The organism is Methylopila turkensis (assembly GCF_027922325.1).
Lineage (GTDB): Bacteria > Pseudomonadota > Alphaproteobacteria > Rhizobiales > Methylopilaceae > Methylopila > Methylopila turkensis.
Window position 1 is genome coordinate 81746 of record NZ_BSFL01000001.1, and the last position, 12617, is coordinate 94362.

Sequence of the window (12617 nt, forward strand, 5' to 3'; positions counted from 1 at the left end):
TCATCACCTACTGAGGCCGTAGAGCTCCGCGCCCAAGTCGTGGACGCCCGCGACGTCACGGGCATGACGAGGCGATGGACGTCGGCTCTCGCAAACGGGCGCTCGAAACGACCATGCCCCGGTCGAGCCGGGGCATGGAAGCGCGTTTCGCCTGTCGGCGGCGGCCCGAAGGCCGCCGCCGTCTCGTCGGTCCGCGCGGGACGCGTCGATCAGAGACCGATGTCCTTGCCGTCCTCGCGGCGCACGGCGATCACGGCCGGGCGCGGTAGCTCCCGGCGGTCCGGCCAGGTGCTGACCGTGTTCGGGATGCCGCCGCCCTCGCCCGGATGCTGGATCGCGCAGAACAGCGTGCGCTCGTCGTCCGAGAACTCCGGCCCGCAGACCTCCGAGCCCTTCGGGCCGCTGAGGAACTGCCGGAGGTAGCCGCGGTCGCGGCCGACCGTCGGCACCACGTGCAGCGCATCGTTCGGGTTGCCGATGTCGGCGCTGTTGGGCTGCCCGTCGGTGGCGATCCAGAGATGGCCCTTGCTGCAGAAGGCGATGTTGTCCGGCGAGGCGATCTTGCCGAGCTTGGTCGCGTCGGCGTAGCCGGCGAAGAAGGTCGCGCTGGACGGGAGGCCGGGCGTCAGCGAGTCCGGATCGGTCTTGAGGTCGATCTCCGGATTGCCGCAGAGCAGGAAGATCTCCCACTTGAACGCCGTCGCCGCGTGGTCGTTCTTCTGCTCGGTCAGCTCGATGATGTGGCCGTTGAGGTTGGGCACGCGCGGATTGGCGAGGGCCGAGCCGGAGTCCGCGACGATGTTCGAACGGGCGCTGTTGTTGGTCATCGTTAGGTAGACGCGGCCGTTGACGGGGTTCGGCTGGCAGTCCTCCGGCCGGTCCATGGCGGTCGCGCCGACCGCGTCGGCGGCGAGGCGGGTCTTGATCAGGATCTCGCCCTGGCTGGAGAACTTGTCCTTCAGCAGCGGGTTGTCGATCGTGAGCGGGATCCACTCGCCGGTGTTGTCGTCATGGAGCTTGGCGACGTAGAGCACGCCTTCGTCGAGCAGGTCGAAGTTCGCGGCGCGGTTGGCGGGGTCGTACTTGTTCTTCGACACGAACTTGTAGACGTAGTCGAACTGCTGGTCGTCGCCGGTGTAGACCGCGACGCGGCCGTCCTTGGCGATCGCGGTGGTCGCGGCCTCGTGCTTGGCGCGGCCGAGCGCGGTGCGCTTGCGCGGGACGAAGGTCGGGTCGTAGGGGTCGATCTCGACCACCCAACCGAAGCGGAACGGCTCGTTCGGCTCCTTCACCACGTCGAAGCGATCGTAGAACGCCTCCCACCGGCGGCCGGTGGGGCCGCTCGACACGCCGTAGCGCGCATGCGCCGCCTTGATCGCGGGGTCCGCGGCCAGACCGTTGTTGGCGAAGTACTGATTGAAGTTCTCTTCGCAGGTCAGCCACGTGCCCCACGGCGTCTTGCCGCCGGCGCAGTTGTTCAGCATGCCGAGCACGCGCGTTCCCGTCGGGTCCGCGGAGGTCTTCATCAGCGGCTCGCCGGCGGCGGGACCGGTGATGACCATCGGCGTGTCGCCGGTGATGCGGCGGTTGTAGCGGTCGCTCTTCACGACGCTCCAGATCGAGCCGGCGCGCTGGATCTCCACGACCGAGCCGCCATGGGCCGCGATCTCGACCTCGGCCTGCTTGCGGTTCACGCCGGGGCTGTAGTTCTTGAACATGTCCTCGCCGGACGTGTACTCGTGATTCACGCACAGCAGGGCGCGGCGGTCGCTGTCGAGCGGGAAGTAGCCGACGAAGTCGCAGTTGTAGCCGAACTGCTGCTCCTGGGCCTCGGGCGTCTGCCGGTTGGGCTGGAACGTCGGAGCGGTCGGCAGCACCGGGTCGCCCCAGCGGATCAGCACGCGGCTCTCGTAGTTCTCCGGAACGATGATGTCGTCGAGCTGCGAGGGCTCGATCGGCGTGAACGACAGGCGGCGGGCGCCGGCCTCGGCCTCGGTCGGCAGCAGCGCCGCGGAGCCCGCCATCAGCACCGGCACCGTCGCCGCCGCGCCGAGCAGGAACGAGCGGCGCTCGATGTTGCGGGCGAGCACGGAGCGGAACGGCTCGTTGTGGGGCCGCGCGTCGCCTGTCGCGTGCAGGCCCGGACGATCGATGCCGGCCGCCTCTTCGTCCTCATGCGCGCGAATGTCGGCGGCGCCCCGGCCCTTGGCCGACGTGTCGTCAGTGGTCATCGGTTTTCCCCGTCACGTTCTTTGAAGACGACGGGCCGGTTCGCCCGCCGCGGAACTGGAACGGGTCCAATCTGCGGCGCCGTCCATGTCAGGCGTTTGACGGCCGCGACATGTGGCGCGCCAGCCGTCGCGACCGTGGACAACGCCGTTCGCAGGCGCCACAAGCAGGCTGTCATGATCCAGATCGAAGACCTCACCTGCCGCGTCGCGGGACGCGTGCTGCTCGACCGCGCGAGCGCCTTCCTTCCCGAGGGCGCGCGCGTCGGCGTCGTCGGCCGCAACGGCACCGGCAAGACCACCCTGTTCAAGCTGCTCGCGGGCGACATCGGTCCCGACGACGGCTCGGTGAACATGCCGAAGGGCCTGCGCCTCGGCCGCGTGGCGCAGGAGGCGCCGTCGGGGCCGGAGCCGCTGATCGAGGTCGTGCTCGCCGCCGACAAGGAGCGCGCGGCGCTGATGGCGGAATCGGAGACCTGCGTCGATCCGGACCGCATCTCCGACATCGTGACGCGGCTGATCGACATCGACGCCTACGAAGCGCCGTCGCGGGCGGCCCGCATCCTGTCGGGCCTCGGCTTCGACGACGAGGCGCAGCAGCGCCCGTGCTCCGACTTCTCCGGCGGCTGGCGCATGCGCGTCGCGCTCGCGGCGGTGCTGTTCTCGGAGCCGGACCTGCTGCTGCTCGACGAGCCGACCAACCACCTCGACCTCGAAGGCACGCTCTGGCTGCAGGACTACCTCGCGAAGTACCCGCGCACGACGCTGGTCATCAGCCACGACCGCGACCTGCTCAACGCCTCCGTCGACCACATCCTGCACTTCGACCAGGGCAAGCTGACGGTCTGGAAGGGCAACTACGACGCCTTCGACCGGATGCGCCGCGAGAAGCTGGCGCTCGACCAGAAGGCGGCCAAGGCGCAGGCCGAGGAGCGCGCCCGGCTCGAGGCCTTCATCGCCCGCTTCAAGGCCAAGGCCTCCAAGGCGACGCAGGCCCAGTCCCGCGTCAAGCGGCTCGCCAAGATGCAGCCGATCAACGCAGTGGTCGAAAGCAGCGTGGTGCCGTTCCGCATTCCGGAGCCGGAGCGGGAGCTGGCGCCGCCGCTGGTCGCGCTCGACGGCGTCTCGGCGGGCTACGGCGACCGCACCATCCTGCACAAGCTCAACATCCGCATCGATCCGGACGACCGCATCGCGCTGCTCGGCTCCAACGGCAACGGCAAGTCCACCTTCGCCAAGCTGCTGGCGAACCGCCTCCAGGCGAGCGTGGGCCGCGTCAACAAATCCGACAAGATGCTGGTCGGCTTCTTCGCCCAGCACCATGTCGAGGACCTCGACGTCGAGGGCACGCCCTACGACCACATCCGCCGCCTGATGCCGACCGCCGGCGACGCGCAGGTGCGCGGCAAGGTCGCGCAGATCGGCTTCCCCGGCGACAAGGCCAACACCAAGGTCGGCAAGATGTCCGGCGGCGAGAAGGCGCGCCTCGCCTTCGGCCTCGCGGTCTGGCACGCGCCGCACCTGCTCATCCTCGACGAGCCGACCAACCATCTCGACATCGACAGCCGCGAAAGCCTCGCGCAGGCGCTGAACGAATACGCCGGCGCGGTCATCCTGATCAGCCATGACCGGCACCTGCTCGACGCCACGGCGGACCGGCTGTGGGTGGTCGGCGGCGGCGGGGTCGAGCCGTTCGACGGCGATCTCGACGACTACCGCAAATACATCCTGTCGGCCGAAGGTTCGGGGAAGTCGAAGAAGGTCGGCAAGGGCACGGGCATGTCGTCCGAGCCCGCGCCGAAGCGGATCGACGTCGGCGCGCTCAAGAAGAAGATCGCCTCGCTCGAGGAGTTGATGGCGACCTGCGACCGCGAGCTCGCCCGCATCGACGCGGAGCTCGCGGCCGGCGGCGGCTTCGCGGACAAGCCCCAGAAGGCCGCCGCGCTGGGCGTCAAGCGCGCCGAGGTCGAGCGCGCCAAAGCCGAAGCCGAGGAGACCTGGCTGGAGGCGAGCGCCAGCGTGGAAGAGGCCGCCGCCGCGTGACGCGGCGGCCCCTCGTCCTCAAGCATCTCGCGGTCCCGCGGCCCGGGCTCGCGGTCGCGATCATCGCCCTCGCCCTCGCCGGCTCGTTCGCCTTCGCGGCGCTCGACGGCGGGTTCGGCCTGCGCAGCTTCGCGCTGGTCGCGGGCGTGGCCTTCGGGGTCGCGCTGCAGCGGGGCGAGCTGTCGCTGGTGCGCGCCTGGCGCGACCTGATGATGCTGCGGGACAGCGGCCAGCTGCTGGGCTTCCTCGCCGCCCTCGCGGTCGCCGCCCTGCTGACGCTCGGCACGCTCGCAGGCTTCGGCCTCGCGCCGCCCGCCAACGCGCGCATCGGGCCGGTGGACTGGCTGCTGCCGATCGCGGGCTTCGTGTTCGGGGTCGGCTCGGTGATCTCGCGCGGCGGCGTCATGGTGCATCTCCGGCGCATCAGCGAGGGCTCGCTGGTGGCGGCGCCCGCGCTGCTCGCGGTGTTCGCCGGCTTCGTGCTGGCGCTAACGCACTGGCGCTGGACCTTCGAGGCCGCGATCGAGCACGCGCCGACGCCCTGGCTGCCGGACGCTCTCGGCCTCGCCGGCGCCCTCGCGGCCCAGCTCGCGGCGATCGCCGTCCTCGTCGCCGCGCTCTGGCGCTGGCGCCCGAAGCTGCCTGCGTCCGACGCGGGGCTCATGCGGCGGGTGCTGATCGAGCCGTGGCCGGCGACCGCGGCCGGCGCGCTGCTGGGCGTCCTCGTCGCGGCGAGCTACGCCGCCGGCGAGCCGCTCGGCCTGATCGCGGAATGCGCGACGGTCGCGCGCTGGCTCGCGACCGCGCTCGGCCTCGCGCCGGACCATCTGCCCGGCCTCGACGCCGGGATCGCGGGGCTGGTGGTGCCTCGGATCGAGGGCTTCGCCCTCACCCACCACGTGGTGATCATCGCCGGCTTCGTACTGGGCGCCTTCGCCTGCGCGGTCGGCTCCGGCCGCTTCAGCCTGACCGGCGTCACCGCCCGCGAATGCGTGGAGATGCTCCTCGGCGGGACCATGCTCGGCTGGGGCGCGATGACGGCGCTAGGCGCGGTCACCGGCGAGGCGATCGCGGGCGTCGCGGTGGGCGCGGTCTCCGGCTGGGTGTTCCTGGCCTCGACCTCGCTCGGCATCGTCGTGACGCTGAAGCTCATGGGCGATCCGAGCGCGGCCTCGCAGGCCGCCGCATGATCCGCCCGCGGAAGGACAGGGACGCGCCATGACCCGCTCGACCGACAGCATCCTCGAGGCGATCCGGCGGCTCGTCGCAGAACGCGGGCCGGGCAAGACCATCTGCCCGACCGAGGCGGCGAAGGCCTCCGCGAAAGCCGACGGGCTCGAGGGCGACGCCTGGCAGGGCCGGATCAAGGCGGTGCGGGCCGCGGCCGTCGGCCTCGCCCGCGCCGGCGAGGTCGCGATCTACCGCAAGGGCAAGCCGGTCGACCCGGACGACTTCAAGGGCGTCTACCGGATCGGCCTGCCGGCGGAGGATACGATCGATCCGTCATCCCGGCCGGAGCCACAGGCGGAGAGCCGGGATCGCGATCCGGACGAGGCGCCCTAGCCTACGCCCGATACCGGCTCTCGCTTCGCTCGGCCGGGATGACGCTTCCGCCCCTCACACCACCATCTGGTTGCCGAGCTCGACCACGCGTCCGGCGGGAATGCGGAAGTATTCGGTCACGTCGAAGGACTGGCGCACCAGGCCGATGAAGACGTGGTCCTGCCACAGCGGCATGCCGACGCTGGCGGAGGCCCGGAACGAGCGGCGCCCGACGAAGAACGACGTCTTCATCATGTCGAACGGCAGGCCGTAGGCCTTGGCCTGCGCCAGCGCGCGCGGGAGGTTCGGGTCCTCCATGAAGCCGTAGCGCACGATCAGGGTCGAGAACTCGTCCGAGACCTTCCCGAACTCGATGCGCTCGTCCTCGGGCACGATCGGCTGCCGCTCGGTGCGGACCGACAGGATGACGTTGCGCTCGTGCAGCACCTTGTTGTGCTTCAGGTTATGCAGCAGCGCGGGCGGCGCGATCTCGGGCGACGAAGTCAGGTACATCGCCGTGCCCTTCACCCGCGTCGCCGAGCTCGTGGACATGGACTTCGCGAATTCCGCGATCGGGATGCTCTCGCGCCGGATGCGGCCCTCGACGAAGCGCACGCCGCGGATCCAGGTCCACATCAGCACCACGATCGCGGCGCCGAGGATCAGCGGGATGTAGCCGCCGTCCGGCAGCTTCAGCAGGTTCGCGCTGAGGAAGGCGACGTCGACGATCAGGAACGGCGTCATGCAGACGATCGCGGCCAGCCAGCCGAACTTCCAGAACTTGGCGATGACGACGATCGCGAGCAGCGTGGTCACGATCATCGTGCCCGTCACCGCGATGCCGTAGGCGGCGGCGAGCGAGCTCGAGCTCTGGAACACGATGACGAGCGCCAGCACGCCCGCGAGCATCAGCCAGTTGACCTTGGGCATGTAGATCTGCCCGGCCTGGGTCTGGGACGTGTGCTGCACCTCGAGATGCGGCAGCATGCCGAGCTGCATCGCCTGGCGGGTCAGCGAATAGGCGCCGGAGATCACGGCCTGGCTCGCCACCACGGTCGCGAGGCAGGCGAGCAGCACGAGCGGCAGCCGGAACCACTCCGGCGCGGTCAGGAAGAACAGGTCCTTGATCGCCGCGGGGTTGGAGATCGCGAGACCGCCCTGGCCGAGATAGTTCAGAACGAGCGACGGCAGCACGAGGCCGAGCCAGGCGGTGCGGATCGGCCCGCGGCCGAAATGGCCCATGTCGGCGTAGAGCGCCTCGGCGCCCGTCACCGCGAGGAAGGTCGCGCCCAGCACGATGAAGGCGAGCCAGCCATGGTCCACGAGAAACAGGGCGGCGTGGTAGGGGTTCAGCGCGTGGAGCACCACCGGCGCGTCGAAGATGTGCAGCACGCCGAGCGCCGCGATCACCACGAACCAGACCACGGTGACGGGGCCGAACAGCGCGGCGACCTTGCCGGTGCCGGACGACTGGACGACGTAGAGCGCGACGATGATCGCGATGGTGATCGGCAGCACGTAGGGCTCGAACACCGGCGTCGCGACCTTGAGGCCCTCGACCGCCGACAGCACCGAGATCGCCGGCGTCAGGATGGCGTCGCCGTAGAACAGCGCCGCGCCGACGGCGCCGAGCGCCAGAAGCACCGTGCTGTTGCGCCCGATCGCGGTCTGCGCCAGCGCCATCAGCGACAGGGTGCCGCCCTCGCCGTGGTTGTCGGCCCGGAGCAGGATGAAGACGTATTTGAACGTCACCACCACCACCAGCGCCCAGGTCAGCAGCGAGACGATGCCGATCACCTCCTCCGTGCTCGGCTGGTGGCCGAGATGGAGCAGCGATTCGCGCATCGCGTAGAGGGGACTGGTGCCGATGTCGCCGTAGACGACGCCGACGCTGCCGATGGTGAGCGTCCAGAAGCTATGTCGCTCGCCATGGGTGGCCGCCGCTTCGGCGGCGCTGGCGCCATGGGTGCCGGTCGCGCCGGAGAGGCTCGCCTCGGAGGACGGCGCAGGGCGCTCGGATGAGCTGTCGGTCATGTTCGCCTTGAGCCGCGTTGCTCCGGAGATCGATCGGTCGCGGCGACGATCCTCCCGCACTATGTGTGCCCCGTCAGGGCCGGGGCAACGGGGCGGTCACATATCCCAGCAGCCAGTAGGCGACAAGGCCGACCCATTCGCGGGCGGCCATGTCGATTCGGCGGAGCCCGGCGCTGAACGAGGCCGACGGCGCCCAGGCGTCCTGCGGCCCGCGGGTGCGGTAGTCCACCGGCCACGCCTCCACGGGAAAGCCCGCCGCGCGGAAGCAGCCGACCGCACGCGGCATGTGATAGGCGGAGGTCACCAGCAGCCAGCGCCCGGCCGCGGCCCTGCCGGCCGCCTCGCGGCTGAAGCGCGCGTTCTCCACGGTGTTGCGCGAACGGGCGTCGAAGATCAGGCGGCTCTCCGCGACGCCGAAGCTGACGAACAGACGGCGCGCCAGTTCCGCCTCGGTCACGCCGTCGTCCCCCGCCAGCGCGTTCGAGCCGCCGCTGAACAGGATGCGCGCCTCGGGCCAGCGCCTTGCGAGCTCCGCCACCGCGGTGAGCCGCTCCGCCGCGGCGGCTAGCGCGACCTCTTGCCGCGCGCCGGCGATCGCAGTGTCGAAAGAGCCGCCCAGCACCACGAGGCCGGCCGGCGCGGGATCGGCGGAGGCGCGCGGAAACCGCTGCTCCAGCGGCAGCAGCAACCAGGCGCCGAGCGGGGAGAATCCGGCGACGGCGAGGCCGAGAATCGCCGCGGCCATGGCCGCCGCGCCCGCTCCCGGCCAGCCGGCCGCCGCGAGCGCGACGCCCGCGAGCCCGACCATCGCGAGCGCGTTAGAGGGCGCGGTCAGGAAGCCGAGGACTTTGGAGGCGACGAAGAACATGCAAGGCCTTTCAAGCGGAGCGCGCGGGACCACGCGTCGCGCCGACGCGCCGTCGTCGGAAGCAGCGACGACTCTTTCTTCACATCCGACGGTTTAGCGTACCGCCGCGCGGGTCCCAGTCCGCCGGCGCCTCATCGGAGGAGAGCGTGACCCCGACCCTCGCCGACTGTCTCGACCGGCGCTCGAACGACCTCGCGGCCGTGCGCATCATCGCGGCCGCCGCGGTGCTCTGGGCCCACGCCTGGGTGGTGACGACGCCCGGGCTGAAGACCGCCGACTTCATGCATGTGTTCGGCTTCTCGCTCGATTTCCATGGCGTGCATGCGTTTTTCATCCTGTCGGGCATGCTGCTCGCGCGGAGCTACATGACCCGCCCGGACGCGCTGCGCTTCGTCGTGGCGCGGCTGATGCGCTATCTGCCGGGCATCTTCGTCTCGACCGCGATCGCGGCCCTCGTCATCGGGCCGCTCGTGACGCGGCTGCCGCTCGAGGCTTACTTCGCCGACGGCGCGCCGTTCCGCTTCATCGCCGCCGTCACCTCGCTGGTCGACATCAACGCGACGCTTCCCGCCACGCTCGACCGGGGCGCGGAGCCGAACACCCTCTACATCCCGCTCTGGACGGTCCGCTACGAGCTGGTGTTCGCGATCTGCCTCGCGGTCGCGGGCGCGCTCGGGCTGATCGGGCGCCGTATGCTGACGCTCGCCGCCCTTGTCGCCACCCTCGCCGTCAACGTCGTCTGGTTTTGGAACGGCGAGGCCGCCCATCTCGACCTCGGGACGCCGCACCACCTCGTGCGCTTCGCCTCCGCCTTCGGCATCGGGATCGCGCTCGCAACTTTCGCCGACCGAATTCCGGTCTCGAAGCGGCTGTTCGCGCTGGTCGCGGCCGTCGCGGCCCCGCTCGCCTTCACCCAGCTCGCGGCGCTCGCCGGCATGGCGCTGATCGCCTACGCGATCGTCGTGATCGGCTTCGCCCGCCCGCCGCTCGCCGGCGCGCTGGCGCGGCTCGGCACGTGGTCCTACGGCTTCTATGTGTCCGGCTTCCTGATCGAGCAGTGCCTGGTCCACGCGGCGCCGTCGCTGAGCGCCGTCGGCGTGTTCCTGCTGGCCTTCCCGCTGGCGCTCGTCGCCGGCTGGCTGTCGTGGCGCTATGTCGAGGCGCCGTCGATCGGGCTGGTCAACCCGATCACGGGGGCGATCGCCCGCCGTCTGCCTTGGCGCGACGGAGCCGCCGACCCGCTGCCCGCCCGCTCCTCCGACCGCTGACGCGGTCGAAGCTCACCGCCCAGTGGCGGCGTAACGGCGGAAGCTTTCGGCGTCGCCCATGAACACGTTGCGGTCGACGTTGCCGGTCACGCCGCCGATGCGGCCGGTGGCGGTGTGCTGCCAGAACGAGAAGCGCCGCGAGACGTGATACTTCAGGCTCGGATGGCCGGCGACGCTGCGCAGCCAGAAATGATGGCCCGGGAACGCGCCGACCAGGATATCGCGGTGGAAGTCGACGCTGGTGTAGATCGTCGGCCGCTTGCCGAAATGCCGTTCCACCATCGACAGGAACACGCCCATCTCGCGCAGCACCTCCTCGCGCGGCGGGCGGCGCTTGCAGGACGGCGACAGGTGGTTCCACTCCATGTCGAGCACGGGCGGCAGCGCGCCGGGGTCGTTCGGCACGTTGCGGATGAACCAGGCGGCCTGCTCGGCGCCGGTGCGGCAGAAATAATAGAAGTGGTAGGCGCCGCGGGGGACGCCGGCGGCGCGGGCGTTGGCCCAGTTTTGCTCGAAGCGCTGGTCGACCCGGTCGCCGCCCTCGGTCGCCTTGATAAAGGCGAAGGAGACGCCGGACGCGCGCACGCCGGTCCAGTCGATCTCGCCCTGGTACTTCGCGACGTCGATGCCGTGGATCGGATGGTCGTCCGGCGTGGTGACGCGGCCCGCGAGCGCGGCGCCGATGCCGGTGGACGGGTCAATCTCCGTGGTCAGCGCGGTGCGCTCGACGTCCGGCCCGACGGTGGAGCAGCCCGCGAGCGCCGCCGCGGCGAAAGCGACGCCTAGAAAGGCGCGCAGCGCCTTCTTCCCCCTCGCCTTCGCCATGCGCCGGTCCCCCGAATGCTTCTGCGACAGTCTAGGCCGCGTCGACGCGGCGGATTTTCACGGCTGCGTGAACGTTCAGCGGTCGGCGGCGTCGCGAATCATCGCGACGACCTCCTCGGCGGCCTTGACCGGCTGCGCGGCCCGCTCGCCCTCGAACGCCAGCGCCACGAGAAGCGTCGAGAACACCACGGCTCCGGCGACGCGCGCCACTGCGGGATCTTTCATCGACGGCCTCCTGTCACGCGAACTCATGCGCGCCAGCAAAGCGGAGGAACGTGGCGAAATCGTTAATCACTCGCTCACCATGTCGGCGGCGGGCGAGACGTCAGCGCAGGCTGAGGCCAAACCACCAGCTTGCGAGGCCAAGGAAGGAGAAGAAGCCCACGACGTCCGTGATCGTCGTCACGAACACGCCCGAGGCGACGGCCGGGTCAGCCTTCAGCTTGTCTAGCCCGATCGGGATCAGAATCCCGAACAGGCCGGCGCAGACGAAGTTCACCACCATCGCCGCGCCGATGATCACGCCGAGCTGCGGATTCACGAACCACGCCCCCGCGGCGAGGCCTACCAGCGCCGCGAGCGCGACGCCGTTGGCGAGTCCGACCAGCGTCTCGCGCCCGATCAGGCGCCGGGCGTTGTGGCCGCCGAGGTCGCGGGTCGCGAGCGCGCGCACCGCGACCGTCATGGTCTGGGTGCCGGCGTTGCCGCCCATGGAGGCCACGATCGGCATCAGCACCGCGAGCGCCACCATCTGCTCGATCGGGGCTTCGAACAGGCCGATCACGCTCGCCGAGAAGAAGGCGGTGCAGAGGTTCACCAGCAGCCACGGAATGCGGCTCCTGGCGGTGTAGAGCACCGTGTCCGAGATCTCCTCGTCGCCGGTCACGCCGCCGAGCGCGCGCAGGTCCTCGTCGGCCTCCTGCTCGATGACGTCGAGGATGTCGTCGACCATCAGCACGCCGACGAGCCGGTCGGCGTCGTCGACCACGGCGGCCGAAACGAGGTTGTAGCGCTCGAACAGCCGCGCCGCCGCCTCCTGGTCGTCGGTGGCGCGGACGGTGCGCGGGTCCTCCTCGAGGATGTCCTGCATCAGGACGGAGCGCCGGGTCCGCAGCAGCCGGTCGAGCGGCACCGAGCCCAGCAGCTTGTGCGCGGGATCGACGACGAAGACCTCGTAGAACGTCTCCGGCAGGCCGGGCGTGTCGGCGATGTGGTCGATCACGTGGCCGACCGTCCAGAACGGCGGCGTGGCCACGAACTCGTTCTGCATGCGCCGGCCGGCGGACTCTTCCGGAAAGTCGAGGCTGCGCGTGAGCGCGACCCGCTCCGGCCCCGGAAGCTGGTCGAGAATGCGGGCGCGGTCGACCTCGTCGAGGTCCTCGAGGATGTAGACCGCGTCGTCGGAATCGATGTCGCGGACGCCTTCCGCCACCGTCTCCGGCGGCAGCTCCTCCAGCAGACGGACGCGGACGGTCTCGTCGACCTCCGTCAGCGCCGTGAAGTCGAACTCCTTGCCCAGCAGTTCGATCAGCTTGGGGCGGTCGTCCGGCTCCAGCGTCTCGATCAGGTCGCCGACGTCGGACTCGTGCAGGTCGCCGGCGAGCTCGCAGACGCGCGGACCGTCGTTCGCCGCGATCGCCGCGACGACGGCCTCGACGAAGCTCGACCGCAGCCGGCCGTCCTCGTCGCGGATCGCGTCCACGACGTCCGGTCCCGGCGTTCCGGCGCGCGTCTCGGCGTCAGCGGTCATGCGCCCTCGCTGGCCATGGGGTGAACTCGTGGGCGGGGTGTATGGCGTCTTGTGCGGCG

10 protein-coding genes are annotated in these 12617 nt (G+C 70.6%); 4 read left to right on the forward strand and 6 right to left on the reverse strand.

Annotated elements, in window-relative coordinates; genetic code table 11:
* Window positions 1–209: 209 nt before the first annotated feature.
* Window positions 210–2231, reverse strand: coding sequence for a PhoX family protein (locus tag PKE78_RS00370; RefSeq protein ID WP_271198858.1), 2022 nt, complete (start codon window positions 2229–2231; stop codon window positions 210–212).
* Window positions 2232–2405: 174 nt separating this feature from the next.
* Between PKE78_RS00370 and PKE78_RS00375 the strand changes: the two genes are divergently transcribed.
* From PKE78_RS00375 to PKE78_RS00385, 3 genes are read left to right on the forward strand one after another with little or no spacing between them, the layout of a single operon-like run.
* Window positions 2406–4271 (forward strand): ABC-F family ATP-binding cassette domain-containing protein, encoded by a 1866-nt coding sequence (locus tag PKE78_RS00375; RefSeq protein ID WP_271198859.1) that lies wholly within the window; start codon window positions 2406–2408, stop codon window positions 4269–4271.
* On the forward strand, window positions 4268–5461 hold the full coding sequence (locus PKE78_RS00380; protein ID WP_271198860.1) for a YeeE/YedE thiosulfate transporter family protein: 1194 nt from the start codon (window positions 4268–4270) through the stop codon (window positions 5459–5461). The genes PKE78_RS00375 and PKE78_RS00380 overlap by 4 nt, the downstream gene beginning before the upstream one ends.
* Window positions 5462–5489: 28 nt before the next feature.
* Entirely contained in the window at window positions 5490–5834 is a 345-nt protein-coding gene (locus PKE78_RS00385; RefSeq protein ID WP_271198861.1) for a DUF3253 domain-containing protein, read from the forward strand.
* Between the two features lie 54 nt (window positions 5835–5888).
* On the opposite strand, the gene PKE78_RS00390 is transcribed toward PKE78_RS00385, so the two are convergent.
* Together PKE78_RS00390 and PKE78_RS00395 are read right to left on the reverse strand one after the other, a co-directional pair.
* On the reverse strand, window positions 5889–7847 hold the full coding sequence (locus PKE78_RS00390) for a potassium transporter Kup (RefSeq protein ID WP_271198862.1): 1959 nt from the start codon (window positions 7845–7847) through the stop codon (window positions 5889–5891).
* 73 nt (window positions 7848–7920) lie between these two features.
* The gene (locus PKE78_RS00395; protein WP_271198863.1) at window positions 7921–8715 is read right to left on the reverse strand and encodes a YdcF family protein; all 795 of its coding nucleotides are present in this window, start codon (window positions 8713–8715) and stop codon (window positions 7921–7923) included.
* A gap of 146 nt (window positions 8716–8861) precedes the next feature.
* Between PKE78_RS00395 and PKE78_RS00400 the strand changes: the two genes are divergently transcribed.
* On the forward strand, window positions 8862–9983 hold the full coding sequence (locus PKE78_RS00400; protein ID WP_271198864.1) for an acyltransferase family protein: 1122 nt from the start codon (window positions 8862–8864) through the stop codon (window positions 9981–9983).
* A gap of 12 nt (window positions 9984–9995) precedes the next feature.
* Here the strand turns inward: PKE78_RS00400 and PKE78_RS00405 are convergent, their stop codons facing one another.
* The 3 genes from PKE78_RS00405 to mgtE form a co-directional block, all read right to left on the reverse strand.
* A complete protein-coding gene (locus tag PKE78_RS00405) occupies window positions 9996–10808 on the reverse strand; it encodes a glycoside hydrolase family 25 protein (RefSeq protein ID WP_271198865.1) in 813 nt (270 codons plus the stop codon).
* Window positions 10809–10883: 75 nt separating this feature from the next.
* Window positions 10884–11033, reverse strand: coding sequence for a hypothetical protein (locus PKE78_RS00410; RefSeq protein ID WP_271198866.1), 150 nt, complete (start codon window positions 11031–11033; stop codon window positions 10884–10886).
* A 100-nt stretch (window positions 11034–11133) separates the two neighbouring features.
* Window positions 11134–12558, reverse strand: a complete 1425-nt coding sequence (gene mgtE, locus PKE78_RS00415; protein WP_271198867.1) for a magnesium transporter — start codon at window positions 12556–12558, stop codon at window positions 11134–11136.
* Between the last annotated feature and the right edge of the window lie 59 nt (window positions 12559–12617).

Bases quoted from the DNA above. Each gene is read 5' to 3' on its own strand.
- PKE78_RS00370 (WP_271198858.1), bottom strand. From the start codon at position 2,231: ATGACCACTGACGACACGTCGGCCAAGGGCCGGGGCGCCGCCGACATT.
- PKE78_RS00375 (WP_271198859.1), top strand. From the start codon at position 2,406: ATGATCCAGATCGAAGACCTCACCTGCCGCGTCGCGGGACGCGTGCTG.
- PKE78_RS00405 (WP_271198865.1), bottom strand. From the start codon at position 10,808: ATGGCGAAGGCGAGGGGGAAGAAGGCGCTGCGCGCCTTTCTAGGCGTC.
- mgtE (WP_271198867.1), bottom strand. From the start codon at position 12,558: ATGACCGCTGACGCCGAGACGCGCGCCGGAACGCCGGGACCGGACGTC.
- PKE78_RS00395 (WP_271198863.1), bottom strand. From the start codon at position 8,715: ATGTTCTTCGTCGCCTCCAAAGTCCTCGGCTTCCTGACCGCGCCCTCT.
- PKE78_RS00385 (WP_271198861.1), top strand. From the start codon at position 5,490: ATGACCCGCTCGACCGACAGCATCCTCGAGGCGATCCGGCGGCTCGTC.
- PKE78_RS00410 (WP_271198866.1), bottom strand. From the start codon at position 11,033: ATGAAAGATCCCGCAGTGGCGCGCGTCGCCGGAGCCGTGGTGTTCTCG.
- PKE78_RS00390 (WP_271198862.1), bottom strand. From the start codon at position 7,847: ATGACCGACAGCTCATCCGAGCGCCCTGCGCCGTCCTCCGAGGCGAGC.